This window comes from Phycicoccus sp. Soil748 (genome assembly GCF_001428025.1).
GTDB lineage: Bacteria > Actinomycetota > Actinomycetes > Actinomycetales > Dermatophilaceae > Pedococcus.
The window spans coordinates 874614-888275 of the sequence record NZ_LMSC01000007.1 but is presented as its reverse complement, the minus strand read 5'-3'; the positions used below and the strand labels follow the sequence as shown (position 1 = coordinate 888275).

Annotated in this window: 16 protein-coding genes; 6 read left to right on the top strand and 10 right to left on the bottom strand. The window is 73.4% G+C overall.

Annotated elements, in window-relative coordinates; all coding sequences use genetic code 11:
- The first annotated feature begins 1 nt into the window (after window position 1).
- From ASG70_RS11870 to ASG70_RS11860, 3 genes are read left to right on the top strand one after another with little or no spacing between them, the layout of a single operon-like run.
- Entirely contained in the window at window positions 2–919 is a 918-nt protein-coding gene (locus ASG70_RS11870; protein ID WP_235531458.1) for a DMT family transporter, read from the top strand.
- A 36-nt stretch (window positions 920–955) separates the two neighbouring features.
- Complete coding sequence (locus tag ASG70_RS20255; RefSeq protein ID WP_056884180.1) at window positions 956–1501, top strand: sugar O-acetyltransferase; 546 nt, start codon at window positions 956–958, stop codon at window positions 1499–1501.
- A 2-nt stretch (window positions 1502–1503) separates the two neighbouring features.
- Complete coding sequence (locus ASG70_RS11860; RefSeq protein WP_056883966.1) at window positions 1504–1875, top strand: MmcQ/YjbR family DNA-binding protein; 372 nt, start codon at window positions 1504–1506, stop codon at window positions 1873–1875.
- A gap of 9 nt (window positions 1876–1884) precedes the next feature.
- On the opposite strand, the gene ASG70_RS11855 is transcribed toward ASG70_RS11860, so the two are convergent.
- Window positions 1885–2946, bottom strand: a complete 1062-nt coding sequence (locus tag ASG70_RS11855; RefSeq protein WP_056883965.1) for a low specificity L-threonine aldolase — start codon at window positions 2944–2946, stop codon at window positions 1885–1887.
- Between the two features lie 56 nt (window positions 2947–3002).
- Entirely contained in the window at window positions 3003–4355 is a 1353-nt protein-coding gene (locus ASG70_RS11850; RefSeq protein ID WP_056883964.1) for a class II 3-deoxy-7-phosphoheptulonate synthase, read from the bottom strand.
- A gap of 159 nt (window positions 4356–4514) precedes the next feature.
- Between ASG70_RS11850 and ASG70_RS11845 the strand changes: the two genes are divergently transcribed.
- Complete coding sequence (locus tag ASG70_RS11845; RefSeq protein WP_056883963.1) at window positions 4515–4964, top strand: hypothetical protein; 450 nt, start codon at window positions 4515–4517, stop codon at window positions 4962–4964.
- A gap of 57 nt (window positions 4965–5021) precedes the next feature.
- On the opposite strand, the gene ASG70_RS11840 is transcribed toward ASG70_RS11845, so the two are convergent.
- The 3 genes from ASG70_RS11840 to ASG70_RS11830 are packed head-to-tail and all read right to left on the bottom strand — an operon-like array spanning window position 5022 to window position 7822.
- Complete coding sequence (locus ASG70_RS11840; RefSeq protein WP_056883962.1) at window positions 5022–5729, bottom strand: response regulator transcription factor; 708 nt, start codon at window positions 5727–5729, stop codon at window positions 5022–5024.
- The gene (gene macS / locus ASG70_RS11835) at window positions 5726–6910 is read right to left on the bottom strand and encodes a MacS family sensor histidine kinase (protein WP_056883961.1); all 1185 of its coding nucleotides are present in this window, start codon (window positions 6908–6910) and stop codon (window positions 5726–5728) included. Before macS ends, ASG70_RS11840 begins: the two co-directional genes overlap by 4 nt.
- A 3-nt stretch (window positions 6911–6913) precedes the next feature.
- Window positions 6914–7822 carry a 1-acyl-sn-glycerol-3-phosphate acyltransferase gene (locus ASG70_RS11830; protein WP_082590567.1) on the bottom strand — a complete coding sequence of 303 codons (909 nt, stop codon included), beginning with the start codon at window positions 7820–7822 and terminating at the stop codon, window positions 6914–6916.
- A 152-nt stretch (window positions 7823–7974) separates the two neighbouring features.
- Here ASG70_RS11830 and ASG70_RS11825 point away from each other — a divergent pair, with 152 nt between their 5' ends.
- The gene (locus ASG70_RS11825; RefSeq protein ID WP_056883960.1) at window positions 7975–8739 is read left to right on the top strand and encodes a carboxylesterase; all 765 of its coding nucleotides are present in this window, start codon (window positions 7975–7977) and stop codon (window positions 8737–8739) included.
- A 26-nt stretch (window positions 8740–8765) separates the two neighbouring features.
- Window positions 8766–9281 (top strand): hypothetical protein, encoded by a 516-nt coding sequence (locus ASG70_RS11820; protein ID WP_056883959.1) that lies wholly within the window; start codon window positions 8766–8768, stop codon window positions 9279–9281.
- On the opposite strand, the gene ASG70_RS11815 is transcribed toward ASG70_RS11820, so the two are convergent.
- Genes ASG70_RS11815 through ASG70_RS11795 form a run of 5 tightly spaced genes read right to left on the bottom strand, consistent with a single transcriptional unit; the run spans window position 9278 to window position 13652 of the window.
- Window positions 9278–9967 carry an endonuclease/exonuclease/phosphatase family protein gene (locus tag ASG70_RS11815; protein WP_056883958.1) on the bottom strand — a complete coding sequence of 230 codons (690 nt, stop codon included), beginning with the start codon at window positions 9965–9967 and terminating at the stop codon, window positions 9278–9280. The genes ASG70_RS11820 and ASG70_RS11815 overlap by 4 nt on opposite strands.
- Window positions 9964–10929 carry an ROK family glucokinase gene (locus ASG70_RS11810; RefSeq protein ID WP_056883957.1) on the bottom strand — a complete coding sequence of 322 codons (966 nt, stop codon included), beginning with the start codon at window positions 10927–10929 and terminating at the stop codon, window positions 9964–9966. The genes ASG70_RS11815 and ASG70_RS11810 overlap by 4 nt, the downstream gene beginning before the upstream one ends.
- Window positions 10926–11882: an ROK family glucokinase gene (locus ASG70_RS11805; protein WP_056883956.1), complete on the bottom strand. Its 957-nt coding sequence runs from the start codon at window positions 11880–11882 to the stop codon at window positions 10926–10928. The genes ASG70_RS11810 and ASG70_RS11805 overlap by 4 nt, the downstream gene beginning before the upstream one ends.
- Window positions 11879–12451: a hypothetical protein gene (locus ASG70_RS11800; RefSeq protein WP_056883955.1), complete on the bottom strand. Its 573-nt coding sequence runs from the start codon at window positions 12449–12451 to the stop codon at window positions 11879–11881. Before ASG70_RS11800 ends, ASG70_RS11805 begins: the two co-directional genes overlap by 4 nt.
- Window positions 12444–13652 (bottom strand): ArsA family ATPase, encoded by a 1209-nt coding sequence (locus ASG70_RS11795; protein WP_056883954.1) that lies wholly within the window; start codon window positions 13650–13652, stop codon window positions 12444–12446. Before ASG70_RS11795 ends, ASG70_RS11800 begins: the two co-directional genes overlap by 8 nt.
- Between the last annotated feature and the right edge of the window lie 10 nt (window positions 13653–13662).

Genomic DNA, 13662 nt, shown 5'->3' with positions numbered 1-13662 from the left:
GGTGCTGCGCACGGTCCCGGCGAGCCGCCTCGCCACGCTGCTGCTCGTCGCCGTCACGGCGGTGTGGGGCTCGACGTTCTTCCTCATCCGCGACCTGGTCGCCCACGTCCCCTCCGCCGACTTCCTGGCCGTGCGGTTCGCCATCGCCGCACTCGTCATGGCAGTCGTGTTCCGGCGCCAGACGATGGCCCTGACCCGGCGTGAGCTCCTCACCGGCGTCGGGCTGGGGGTCCTCTACGGGTTGGCCCAGCTGTTGCAGACCGTGGGACTGGAGCACACCGACGCCTCGGTCTCGGGCTTCGTCACCGGCACCTACGTCGTGCTGACACCCGTCCTCGGCGCCGTGCTGCTGCGCGACCGCATCCCCGGGTCGACGTGGCTGGCCGTGGGGCTGGCGACGGTCGGGCTGGGCGTGCTGTCGCTGCGCGGCCTGTCCATCGGCTTCGGCGAGGGGCTGACCCTGGCCGCTGCCGTCCTGTACGCCCTGCACATCATCGGCCTCGGCCGGTGGTCGACCGCGCGGTCGGCGACGGGACTGGCCACGGTGCAGGCCTTCGTCATCACCCTGGTCACGCTCGTCGGTGCCCTCCCCGGCGGGATCACCCTCCCCTCGACCGGCGGCCAGTGGAGCTCGCTGCTCTACATGGCGCTGGTCGCCGGGGCGGTCGCCCTGTGGGCGCAGACGTGGGCGCAGTCCCACATGCCCGCCGCCCGCGCCGCCATCGTCATGACGATGGAGCCGGTGTTCGCGGCCTTCTTCGCGGTGCTCCTCGGCGGCGAGTCACTGACCGCGCGCATGCTGCTGGGCGGCGGCCTCGTGCTCGCGGCGATGTACGTCGTGGAGCTGCTCGGCCGGCGTACGCCCGGTGCCTCGGCCGAGCAGGACCGTCCGGCCGAGCTCCTCCACCACGAGGTCTGACCCGGGCTGTCCGTGGGGCCTGCGAGCATGGCCCGCATGGCCGTCGAGCAGCGCATCGCGATCAGTTCACCGCAGTGGCGGGCCCTGCACGACCGCATCCAAGTCGCCATGGAGCTGACCTCACGCCTCAACACCGTGCCCTTCGGCGACGTGGAGACCCGCAACGCCCTCCTCGCCGAGCTCTTGGGCAAGCCCCTGCCGGCCGGGGCCGTCGTCTTCCCGCCGTTCCACGCGACCCATGGCCTGGGGACCCAGCTCGGCGAGCAGGTGTCCGTCGGGCAGGGCTGCTCCTTCCTCGACCTCGGAGGCATCACGATCGGCGCCCGCACGATGATCTCCCCGCGCGTCACCCTCGTCACCGAGGGCCACCCCGTCGAGCCCTCCGAGCGCTACGACACGATCACGGTCGCGCCGGTCGTCATCGGGGAGAACGTCTGGGTGGGGGCCGCGGCCACGGTCCTGCCCGGCGTCACCATCGGTGACGGCTCGGTCATCGGCGCCGGGACCGTGGTGGCCAAGGACGTGCCGCCGCGCACCGTCGTGACGGGTCAGGGCCAGGTCGAGCGACGTCGGCTGGACTGACCGTGGCCACCGTCGACGACGTCCGGGCGCTGGGCCAGGGCCTCGAGCGCTCCTACCCGGTGCGGGTCAGGGGACGGCTGAAGTTCCGCGTCGGGCAGCTCGTCTACGTCGCGTTCTCCCTCGACGAGCAGGTGATGGGCTTCGCCTACCCCAGGGACGAGCGGGCGGCGCTCGTCGCGACCGACCCGCGCACGTTCGAGCTGCCGTCGGAGTCTGACCTGCGCTTCCACTGGGTCCACGCCCGGCTTGCCGCGCTCGACCCGGACGAGGCCCGGGAGCTGGTGGTCGACGCCTGGCGCATGGTCGTGCCGAAGAAGCTCTCCCGTGCCTACGACCTCACCCATCCCCGCGGCCCCAACGGCCCGCCGGCGTGACCACGAGGGTCAGGCGGCGGCCGGGCCCTCCTCCAGCAGCGGCACGAGTGCCTTGACCGCACGGTCGGTGCCGGCGTCGTCGACGTCGAGGTGCCAGACGAGGCGGACAGCCGTGGGGCTGACGGGGTAGAGCCGGATGCCCTGTGCGGCGGCCGCCTCCATGAACCCGGCGGAGGTCCAGCCGGTGACCGAGACGTCCAGCACGACGATGTTGGTCTGCACGGTGGCCGGGTCGATCGACCCGGGCACGGCCTCCCCCGCCGCCTGCGCGAACCGGTGGGCCCTGGCGTGGTCGTCGGCGAGCCGCTCCACGTGGTGGTCGAGCGCATGCAGCCCGGCCGCCGCGAGGATGCCGACCTGGCGCATGCCGCCGCCGAACCGCTTGCGCCAGATCCGGGCCTGCGCCATGTGGTCGCGCGAGCCGGCGAGGACCGAGCCGACCGGGGCGCCGAGCCCTTTGGAGAGGCAGACGCTCACGCTGTCGAAGTGCCGGCCGTACTCCGCCAGCGCCACCCCGGTGGCGACGTGGGCGTTCCAGAGGCGCGCACCGTCGAGGTGCATCGCGACCCCGCGCGGCTGCGTACCCGCTCGCAGTGCCTCGATCTGGTCGAGGGGCTGGACGGTCCCGCCGCCGAAGTTGTGGGTGTTCTCCACGACGACCAGCCGGGTGTTCACCTGGTAGGCGCCGCCGTCGGGGATCATCAGCGCCAGCGGCTGGGCTGCGTCGAGCAGGCCGCGCTGGGCCACCCACGACCGCGAGGAGATGCCGGAGAGCACGGCTGCCGCCCCCATCTCGGCCCGCAGCACGTGGGCCAGGGAGTCCGCGATGAGCTCCTCCCCCTGCTTCACGTGCAGCCGGATGCCGAGCTGGTTGGCCATCGAGCCGGTGGGCGTGAAGAGCGCGTCCTCGTGCCCGAGCAGGGCGGCGACCCGCTCCTCCAGCGCGCGGACCGTGGGGTCCTCGCCGAACACGTCGTCACCGACCTCGGCGGTGGCCATGGCGTGGCGCATCGCCTCGGTCGGCCGGGTGAGGGTGTCGGAGAGCAGGTCGACGTCGTACGCAGCGGGCATGCCAGCACCCTACGAGGTGAGCGCCGCCGGCCAGGCGGGGGTCGCTCCTTCGCGGGTCAGTCCTTGGAGAGCATCTCCGCGACGAGGAAGGCCAGCTCCAGGCTCTGCTGGTGGTTGAGCCGGGGGTCGCAGACCGTCTCGTAGCGCTTGGTGAGGTCGGCGTCGAGGATCTTCTCGGCGCCGCCGATGCACTCGGTGACGTCGTTGCCGGTCAGCTCGACGTGGATGCCACCGGGGACCGTGCCGAGGCCCTGGTGGACCTCGAAGAACCCGCGCACCTCCTCGACGACGTCCTCGAAGTCACGGGTCTTGTAGCCGCTGGCCGACTCGAAGGTGTTGCCGTGCATCGGGTCGCAGATCCACGTGACCTGGGCGCCGGACCCGGTGATCTTCTCGACCAGGGTCGGCAGCGCGTCACGGACCGTCTTGGCGCCCATGCGCGTGATGAAGGTCAGGCGTCCCGGCTCGCGGTCGGGGTCGACCTTGTCGATCAGCCGCAGCACGTCGTCGACCTCGGCCTTGGCCGACAGCTTCACGCCGATGGGGTTGAGGACCTTGGAGACGAAGTCGACGTGGGCTCCGTCGATGTCGCGGGTGCGCTCGCCGACCCAGATGAAGTGGCCGCTGGTGTCGTAGAGCTGACCGGTGCGGCTGTCCACGCGGGTCAGCGGCCGCTCGTAGTCGAGCAGCAGGGCCTCGTGCGCGGAGAAGAACTCGGTCGTGCGCATGGCGTCGAAGTCGGCGCCACAGGCCGACATGAACTTCATCGCCTTGTCGATGTCCTTGGCGAGGCGCTCGTAGCGGCTGTTCGCCGAGTTGGAGACGAAGCCTCGGTTCCAGTCGTGGACGTGGCGCAGGTCGGCGAAGCCACCGGTGGTGAACGCGCGCACGAGGTTCAGCGTGGCCGAGCTCGCGTGGTAGGCCTTCACCAGGCGCTGCGGGTCCGGGGTGCGGGACTCGAGGGTGAACTCGAAGTCGTTGACCATGTCGCCGCGGTAGGCCGGGAGGGTCACGCCCTCACGGGTCTCGTCGCCGCTGCTGCGGGGCTTGGCGTACTGGCCCGCCATGCGGCCGACCTTGACGACCGGCACCGACGCGCCGTAGGTGAGGACGGCAGCCATCTGCAGGATCGTCTTGACCCGGTCGCGGATGTTGTCGGCCGTCGCCGCGGCGAACGTCTCGGCGCAGTCGCCGCCCTGAAGGACGAAGGCCTCGCCGCGCGCGGCGGCGGCCATCCGCGACTTCAGGACGTCGCACTCACCGGCGAAGACCAGCGGCGGATACGACGCGAGCTCGGCGACGGCGCTGGAGAGCCGGGCGGCGTCGGGCCAGACCGGCTGCTGGGCGGCCGGCAGGTCGGCGCCGGCCGCGAGGCTGGCGAGGGCGTCGTGGTGCTGCGTGGTGCTCACCGGTCAAGGATAGGTGCGCACGGCACCGCCTCGTCCCGCAGCCCGTATCCCGGTCACCGGACGTCGTGGACGCGGCCACCGCCCGCGCGTGCTCCACCGCACCGAGCACCCGGCGTCGCATACTCGTGGCACCAGGACGCCGGGGACACAGGGGGAACCATGGGCATGCTCGACCGGATCCGCACGACGCTGACGGGTGGCAACGACCCGAAGCAGCTGCCGAACCGACCACGGTCCGCCGAGCCCGTCGACGACTGGCCCTCGGCGGTCGCCGTCAGGGGCGCTCTCTCGGACCCAGACGCGGGGTTCGACGCCGACACGGCCCCGGCCGGAACCGTCGGCGTCCTGCAGTGGACGCCCGGCCTGCTCGTCGACGACGGTGCCGGCGAGGGTTTCTGGGACTACTGGGACCTGGAGGCGTGGTCGGCCGGGGACCCCCCGCAGATGCTCGACGGGTTGGACCGGGACACCAGCGAGCCTGCCCTGCGGCAGCGCGTGGCCGAGACGCTGGGGCGACCGGTGGCCCTCGAGCTGTCGACGGTCGTCCTGTCCGCGGACGGCGAGACGTGGCGCACCACGCCGTTGTTCATCGTCAGTCCCCGCGCCTGACTCCGCCCGCACCGGTCAGGCCGCACCGGTCAGGCCGCACCGGTCAGGCCGCACCCGTCAGGCCGTGGGGGTGTCCAGGCCCTTGGCGATGGCGAACCGGACGAGCGCGATGCGGTTGTGCAGCTGCAGCTTGCCGAGGGTGTTCTGCACGTGGTTCTGCACGGTGCGGTGCGAGATGAACAGCTCAGCCGCGATCTCCTTGTAGGACATGCCGGTCGCCACGAGCTTGAGCACCTCGGTCTCGCGCTCGGTCAGCTCGGGAATCGGCCGCGAGGGGTCGGTCTGCGGCTGCGTCGACAACTTGCGGAACTCCCCCAGCACCAGCCCGGCGAGGCCCGGGGTGAAGACCGCCTCACCGCGCGCGGTCGCCTCGACCGCCGCGACGATCTGCTCCCGCGACGCCGACTTCACGAGGTAGCCGGTGGCGCCTGCCTTGACCGCCTCGAGGACGTCCTGCTGCTCCCCCGACGCCGACAGCACGAGCACCCGCGTCTGCAACGAACCGAGGGCCGCACAGACCTCGTGGCCGCGCAGGCCCGGCAGGTTGAGGTCGAGGACCAGGACCTGCGGTCGCGTCGCCTTGGTCCGGTTGACTGCCGAGGGCCCGTCGTCGGCCGTGGCGAGCACCGTCATGCCCGCCTCCGCGAGGTCGCGCGCAACGGCGTCCCGCCACAGCGGGTGGTCGTCGGCGACCACGACCGTGAGCGGGGGCGTCGGCCCCGGCCCGGCGTCGTGCTGTCCGTGCTGCTGGACCTGCTCGCTCATGCCACCCCTGCCCCCGGGGCGCCCGACTTGGGCGCCCGCATCGTCACCGTCGTCCCCGAGCCCTGTCGGCCCGAGTACACCGCTTCTCCCCCGAGGTCGCGAAGCCGGCCACGGATGCTCGAGGAGGCACCGAGCCGCCCGGCGGCCGCCGCCTCGTCGAGGCGCCAGGACTGCATACCCACGCCGTTGTCGCGCACCGTCAGTGCCACGGCCTCCCCCTCGTCCTCGACCAGCACCCAGGCCTCGGCGTCGTCGCCGGCGTGCTGGCGCACATTGTCCAGTGCCGCACCCACCGCGGCGACCAGCTCGCCCGCGACACGCGGTGGCACCAGGACGGGGTCGGCGGGGGCCACGAGGTGCACACGGCCCTCGGCGTAGCGGGCGAGCTGCTGGCGCAGGTCGAGGTCGCCGTGCACGGCGGATGCCGACTCGTCCGGCGTCGTGCCGCTGACGAGGGCCCGCAGCAGCCGCTCCTGGTCGGCGGCCATGCTGCCGAGCTGCATCGCCTCACCACCCAGCTGTGCGCCACGGCGGTTGATGAAGGCCAGCGTCTGCAGCACGCCGTCGTGGACGGTGCGCGCCAGCCGCTCGCGCTCCCGGACCCTGGCTTCCAGCACCAGGGCCTCGCGCAGCCTGGCATGGCCCTCACGGGCGAGGTCGCAGGCGTAGCCGATGAGGGCGCCGATGAGCAGGAGCAGCACGATGTTGTTGACCGTGTTGGGCGTCGCCGCGCCCACCTCGACGAGGTCGACCACGCCGATCAGCACCGCGGCCGGTATGCCGCCCCGACGGCCGAGCAGGACCGCCGCAGACACGACGCCGGCGGCGGGCCAGAACGTCGGCAGGGTGCGGGACCCGGCCTCGATCGCCTCGGCGGAGTCGACCAGCCGGGTGGCCAGGATCGCCACCGAGGCGAGCCCGAGCTCCGCCACCACCAGCCACAGCCGGCGCCGCCGGTAGAACACGAGGAACACGGTCCACAGGCCGAGCACCGCCAGGACCACCCACGCCAGGGCCGGTCTGACGAGGTCGTGGGGTCGGTCCCACAGCGAGTACGCCGCATACCCCAGCGCGATCGGGCGGAAGACGTCGATGCCCTTCCAGAACGCGGAGACGACCTCAGGCTGTCCGTCCGGCCCGGAGACGGCCCGCGCCAGCGCGCGGCTGCGGCCCCCGGTCATCGCTCAGCTGGCGCGGCGACGGCGGCGTCCGCCGGCCGCGTCCTCGTCGCCCTCGGCCTCGGGGCCGCCACCGCGCTCGGTGTTCTCGTCGATGTCCGCGGCGGCGTCGTCCACGCGGCGGCGGGCCTTGCGGATGGCCTCGTCGTCGTGGGCGTCGAGCGCCTCCTCGAGCTCCTTGGCCGCCGACCCGGGCAGGGCCGCCTCCTGGATCTCCCGCGCCTTGGTCTTGGCTGCGGCGAGGATGCGGTCCTTCATCGAGGTGGCATACATGTCGACGTACTCCTGGCCCGACAGGAGCATGAGCTCGTACATGATCTCGTCGGTGATCGAGCGCAGGACGAACCGGTCGTCCTCCATGCCCTCGTAGCGCGAGAAGTCCAACGGTGCACCGATCTTGATCCCGATGCGCATCAGCCGCGGGATCTTCTTGCCGCTCGGCTGGGCCTTGTCGGTGCCGATCATGGCGACGGGGAGCACCTTCACCCCGCCCTCGAGGGCCATCCGGGCGACACCGGTGCGGCCCCGGTAGAGGCGGCCGTCGGGGCTCCGGGTGCCCTCGGGGTAGATGCCGAGCAGCTCGCCGCGGCGAAGCACCCGCAGGCCGGAGCGCAGGGCCGCCTCACCTGCGCGGCCGCCGGAGCGGTCGACGGGCAGCTGGCCGACACCGCGGAAGAAGGCGGCCGTGAGCCGGCCCTTGATGCCACGGCCGGTGAAGTAGTCCGACTTCGCCAGGAACGTCATCCGGCGAGGGACCACCAGCGGCAGGAAGATCGAGTCGGAGAACGACAGGTGGTTGCTGGCGAAGATGGCCGCCCCGTCCTCGGGGATGTTCTCCTCGCCCTCGACCCACGGACGGAACAGCAGCTTGAGGATCGGGCCGAGCACGACCGTCTTGAGAACCCAGTAGAACAACCGTTCACCTCCATGTGACGCGGTGCACTCTACGGCACTCTCGACGCCCGCAAACCTGCATGCGAGGATGCGCGCCAACCCGACTCGGCGCCTCGCCGGGTCGTCCCGCGCCGCCCCCGGCCCACCGCCGCCTGCCGCCCCCAGGAGCCCCCGTGTCCGTCCGTCCCGGCGCCGAGCCCTACTCCCACGACGGCCCCCGGAAGGGGTCCGGCAAGGGCGCCACCGGGGTGGTCCTCGCCCACGGGTTCACCGGCAGCCCGCGCAGCATGACGCCGTGGGGACAGCACCTCGCCGCGGCCGGCTACACCGTCCGCGTCCCGCGGCTGCCCGGCCACGGGACGACGTGGCAGGAGATGAACCGCACCCGGTGGCAGGACTGGTACGCCGCCGTGGACGCCGCGTTCCGTGAGCTCGACGAGAAGTGCGACCGGGTCTTCGTCGGCGGGCTGTCGATGGGCGGCGCGCTCGTGACCCGGCTGGCCGAGGAGCACGGCCCGCGCGTCCGCGGGCTGATGCTCGTCAACCCGGCCTACAAGGTCGAGGACGCGCGCCTGCGGGCCCTGCCCGCCCTCCAGGCCGTGCTGCCCTCCCTGCCCGGCATCGGCAACGACATCAAGAAGCCCGGCCAGGACGAGGTCTGCTACGACCGGATCCCCCTCAAGGCCCTGTGGTCGCAGACCAAGCTGTGGGCCACGGTGGTCCGCGACCTGCCCGAGGTCACCCAGCCGGTGCTGCTGTGGCACTCCACCGACGACCACGTGGTGCCCGCCTCGAGCTCGGCGCTGCTGCTCTCGCGGATCTCGAGCACCGACGTCACCGAGAAGGTGCTGCACGACAGCTACCACGTGGCTACCCTCGACCATGACGCGCCACGTATCTTTGGGGAGTCGGTGGAGTTCATCGAGCGGCTGAGCTAGTCCGCTCCCCCGGGAAGGAAGAGCCCATGGGCGACAAGGACGTGGACGCGCAGTTCGCGGACATCGTCGCGCACTGGGACGACGTCCAGTCGCTGCCGGACAAGCCGGAGCACCGCGGCGTCAACCCCCCGCTCGACCCCGAGCCGTCGGACTCCGGCCAGGGCGTCAACCCGCCGCCGACGCGCCCGTTCGTCGTGTGGCGCGGCGCCGAGCAGCACCCCGAGCCGACCCCGCAGGACCGCGAGGGCGGTGCCGAGCACGCCGAGCCGGCCGAGCTCGCCGACTCCGAGGACGACGAGCACTTCGAGCCCTTCCCGACGGCCCCGCTGCCGCCCCAGGAGGACCACCAGTTCTGGGGCATCATCGTCGGCCTCGTCGCCGGTCCGGTGCTGCTCCTGTGGCTCGTGATGTTCCGGCCCGACGTGAGCGACTGGTGGACCCTCGGCGCGCTCGGCCTGACGGTGGGCGGCTTCGTCCTGCTCGTGCTGCGCCAGCCGCGTGACCGCGACGAGGACGGCCCCGACAACGGCGCGAGGGTCTAGCCCCGGGCGCTGACCGGCCCGAGGTCGAGGTCGACCCAGACCGGCCGGTGGTCGCTGGCCGCCACGACGTCCATCTCGTCCAGGGCGACGTCCCGGTGCGGCAAAACCGTGAGGCCGGGCGAGGCGAACACGACGTCGAGCAGCCTGCGCGGCGACGGGGCCGGGTAGGTCGGCGCGGTCGGCGACACGAGCCGCAGGGGCTCGGCGAACCGCTGCCAGGCCCGTCCGGTCTCCCCCTCGTTGAGGTCGCCCGCCAGCAGGACGGGCCCGCCGCCGGAGACGGCCCGAAGGATCTGGCCGGCGTGCCGCTCGCGCTCGGCCGCGTCGAGGCTCAGGTGCACCGAGGCGACCACCAGCGGCGGGTGACCTGCCGGGGCGACGGCGATGACGGCATACCCGCGGGTGCGCTTGAGGGCGGCGACCCGCAGCCGGTGGTGGTGGGACTCGCGCACGTCGACGCGCAGGGAGGTGAACACCGTGGTGCCGCCGCTCCCCCGGTGCCGACCCGACCAGTACATCCCGCACTCGGCCGCGAAGGCGGACACGCGCCAGGAGGCGAACAGCCGCCGCGGCACCTCCTGCAGGCACAGCACGTCCGGGTCGATGGCCCGCACGACGCGGCTCGCGGCGTGCCGGTCGAGGGTGAGGTCCTTGAGGTTGTAGGACGCCACCCGCACCGTGCTCATGTGTCGCGACGGGCCAGGTCCGCGGCGCCGATGAGGCCGGCGTCGTTGCCCAGCTGGGCGGCGACGATCTGGGCCTCCGGCCGGTACCCGCGTCCGGTGAGGTGCCGGCGGAACGTGGCCCGGGCGGGGGCGAGCAGCAGGTCGCCCGCGGCGCTCACGCCGCCCCCGATGACGAACGTGCCCGGGTCGAACGCCGCCGCGAGGTTGGCGATGCCGATGCCCAGCCACTGGCCGATCTCGCCGAGCAGCTCGGTCGCGGTCGGGTCGCCCTCCCGCGCTGCCTGGGTGATCAGCGGACCGGTGAGCGCCATCGGGTCGCCCTCGACGCGGTCGAGCAGGTCGGAGGCCACCGGGCTGTTGGCGGTCATGAGCGAGCGCGCCTCGCGGACCAGGGCGTTGCCGGAGGCGTACTGCTCCCAGCACCCGCGGTTGCCGCACTCGCAGCGCTGGCCGCCCGGCACCACCTGCATGTGGCCGAACTCGCCGGCGATGCCGTACCTGCCCCGGACCACCTGCCCGTCGAACAGCAGCGCACCGCCGATGCCGGTGCCCAGCGTGATCATCATGAGGTGCGTCTCGCCCTGCGCGGCCCCGAAGCGCCACTCCGCCCACGCGGCGGCGTTGGCGTCGTTGTCGACCGAGATCGGGACCGGTACGCGGCGCTGGAGGTTGGCCTCGAGCGGCTCGCCGCGCCACGACAGGTGCGGGGCGAAGACGACCGTGGCCCGGTCCGCCGCGACGAAGCCCGCTGCGCCGATGCCCACGGCGACCACCGGGTCCTCGGCGAGGTCGAGCAGCTCGCTCACCACCTCGACGATCGTGTCCTCCACCACCCCGGGACTCTTGGAGCGGTGGGGGGTGTCGCGCCGGGCCCGGGCGACGACCGTGCCGTTCTGCGCGACGAGGCCCCCCGCCACCTTGGTGCCGCCGATGTCGATGCCGACCGCGAGCCGCTCACTCATGATCCGATCCCTTCTGCCGCAAGGGCCGCGGCGCCGATGAGGCCCGCGTCGTTGCCGAGCGCAGCCGGCACGATCTCGGCCACCGGCCGGTGCCCCCGGCCAGTGAGCTGGCGACCGTACGCAGCCCGCGCCGAGCCGAGGAGGAGGTCACCGGCCGCGACCACGCCGCCGCCGATGACGATGAGCTCCGGGTCCAGGATCGCCGCCACCGAGGCCGCGCCCTCCCCGAGCCAGCGGCCGAGGTCGGCGAGCAGCTCGGTCGCGGCAGGGTCACCGGCCTGGGCGACGGCCGTGACGTCGTGGCCGCGCAGGGCTGCCGGGTCACCGCCGCAGGCGTCGGACAGCGCAGCGCCGAGCGGGGAGCCCGACGCCACGAGCTCACGGGCCTCGCGGACCAGGGCGTTGCCGGAGGCGTAGACCTCCCAGCAGCCGCGGTTGCCGCAGCCGCACCGGATGCCGTCGGGCACCACGCGCATGTGGCCGAGCTCGCCGCCGATGCCGTAGGCCCCGCGCAGCAACCTCGAGTCGACGACGACACCGCCCCCGATGCCGGTGCCGACGGTGACCAGCACCATGTCGTCGGCCTCGTACGCGGCGCCGTGGCGGAACTCGCCCCAGGCGGCGGCGTTGGCGTCGTTCTCGATGGTGACCGGCTGGTCGACGAGGGCCTCGAGGCGCATCTTCAGCGGCTCGTCGCGCCACGCCAGGTTGGGGGCGAACAGGACGGTCGAGCCGGTGCGGTCGATGAACCCGGCGCAGGCGACACCGACCGCCACGACGTCGCTGCGCGGTGCGGCGAGCTCGCGGACGACGTCGGCGACGTCGTGGGCGATCTGGTCAGGGTCCTGCGCGGGGGTGTCCCGGCGGCTGCGGGCGAGGATCTCTCCCGTCGCCGAGACGACACCGGCAGCGATCTTGGTGCCGCCGATGTCCACGCCGATCGTGACCGTCATACCGTTGCGCTCCCTTGGTCCTCGTCCTCGATGGTGATGTCCTGCACCCGGCCGGCGCGGTTGCCCGTCGCGGCTCCGGTGGCACGCTCCGTCCCACCCCGCGCTGTGCCCGCGCCGGCGCCGGTCCCCGCCGCGTTGCCCTGCCGTCCGTGCGTCGCGATGTCGCGCAGCGCGACCGTCAGGGTCGCCGCGAGGTCGGCCAGGCGGTCGACGGTCTCGGGGCGCACGGACCGCAGCAGCCCCAGGCCCTGGCAGACCGGGCACCACTGGCAGGTCAGCGCCGTACCGGCGCCGTTGGCGGCCCCACAGTGGGGGCACTGTCCCGAGGCCTGAGCCGAGCCGTGGCCCGACGCGTGGCCGGACCCGTGGTCAGCACCGTCCGCCCCGCTGGTCGCGCTGGTCCCGTCGGCGGTGGTCTCGTCCGTGGCGGCGCCCGGGTCACGAGCGTCGTCGGGCGCGGCATACCCGTGGGTGCTGGCCCAGCCCCCGAGGGCGTCGAGCAGCCGCGCGGCCTCCTCCGCCACGGAACCCACCGGCGGCGGTCCGGGACGGCCAGTGTCGTCAGCCACGCGGCCACACCTCCTCGTCGGGGACGAAGCGGACCCGCAGCATCCCGTCGCGCACGGAGGCCCCGTCGACCACGCATCGTTGCAGAGCCGCCGGGAGCGTGAGCACACGACGGTGCTCACCGACGGCGACGAGCAGCTCCTCGTCTCGGCGCTGCAGCCCGAGGTCCTTGGCGTGCGCCAGCGGCAGGGGAAGCGTGAGCGTGAAGCCCTCTGGCGTGCGCTCCACCCGCATACCGCGGTGGGCGACCGGGGCGAGCAGGTCGGTCCCCTCGTCCCCTGCCTGCGCCTGGGCCAACGTCGCGAGCGCGTCGGCGCCGATCGGCTCGGCGGCGAGGTACGGCGTGAGGACGACAGGGAGGCCGGCGAAGGACTCGCGCACCTCGACCAGCCCCGTGCGCTGGGCCGCGTTCCAGGACGCGCGCCACGCGTCCGGCTCCGACACACCGGCGTCCGGGAAGAGCCGGTTGACCACGACGGCGTCGACGACGAACCCGTACAACGACAGCGACGTCCAGGTGCGCCGCGACTCGGCGATGACGACCCGCTCGGGGGTCAGCACCAGGCGCACCGAGGTCTCGTCGCCGGTGAGGATGCGCTGCACGCGGCGCATCTGCCGCTGCCAGCCGGTGACCGCCTCGACGACCTCGGGCGCGGGCAGGGGCATCCCGGCAGCCGCAGCGGCTGCCGGCCGCAGGGTCCGGATCAGGCCGCGCTGGGCCGGCAGGAGCCGGTCGAGGTGCCAGGCGAGGGCTTCGGGGAGGGCGAGGAGGCGCAGGGTCTCGGCGGTCGGGGCGCAGTCGACGACGACGAGGTCCCACGGGCCGGACTCCACCTGCGCCCGGAGCTCGAGCAGCGCCGCGACCTCCTCGGCGCCCGGGAGCCGGGTGAGCTCCTCGGCCACGACGGGGTCGATGCCGAGGGTGTCGAGCAGCGACAGCAGGTAGTCCTGCACCACGCGCCAGGACTCCCCCAGCAGGTGGGGTGGGCTCACCTGCAACGCGGACAGCCCGGGCTCGACCTCGACGGGGCTCCCGGCGGACGACCCCCCGAGCGCGACCCCGAGGGTGTCGCCGAGGGAGTGGGCGGCGTCGGTGGACATCACGAGGGTCTTGACGCCCTCGCGGGCAGCCCGCACCGCGGTGGCCGCGGCGGTGGTGGTCTTGCCGACCCCACCCTTGCCGGTGAAGAGGATGACGCGCATGGGTGCGGTG

What these genes read in the sequence shown, in the direction of transcription:
- ASG70_RS20255 (WP_056884180.1), top strand. Translation starts at nt 956, where the DNA reads ATGGCCGTCGAGCAGCGCATCGCGATCAGTTCACCGCAGTGGCGGGCC.
- ASG70_RS11855 (WP_056883965.1), bottom strand. Translation starts at nt 2,946, where the DNA reads ATGCCCGCTGCGTACGACGTCGACCTGCTCTCCGACACCCTCACCCGG.
- ASG70_RS11845 (WP_056883963.1), top strand. Translation starts at nt 4,515, where the DNA reads ATGGGCATGCTCGACCGGATCCGCACGACGCTGACGGGTGGCAACGAC.
- ASG70_RS11840 (WP_056883962.1), bottom strand. Translation starts at nt 5,729, where the DNA reads ATGAGCGAGCAGGTCCAGCAGCACGGACAGCACGACGCCGGGCCGGGG.
- macS (WP_056883961.1), bottom strand. Translation starts at nt 6,910, where the DNA reads ATGACCGGGGGCCGCAGCCGCGCGCTGGCGCGGGCCGTCTCCGGGCCG.
- ASG70_RS11820 (WP_056883959.1), top strand. Translation starts at nt 8,766, where the DNA reads ATGGGCGACAAGGACGTGGACGCGCAGTTCGCGGACATCGTCGCGCAC.
- ASG70_RS11815 (WP_056883958.1), bottom strand. Translation starts at nt 9,967, where the DNA reads ATGAGCACGGTGCGGGTGGCGTCCTACAACCTCAAGGACCTCACCCTC.
- ASG70_RS11810 (WP_056883957.1), bottom strand. Translation starts at nt 10,929, where the DNA reads ATGAGTGAGCGGCTCGCGGTCGGCATCGACATCGGCGGCACCAAGGTG.
- ASG70_RS11805 (WP_056883956.1), bottom strand. Translation starts at nt 11,882, where the DNA reads ATGACGGTCACGATCGGCGTGGACATCGGCGGCACCAAGATCGCTGCC.
- ASG70_RS11795 (WP_056883954.1), bottom strand. Translation starts at nt 13,652, where the DNA reads ATGCGCGTCATCCTCTTCACCGGCAAGGGTGGGGTCGGCAAGACCACC.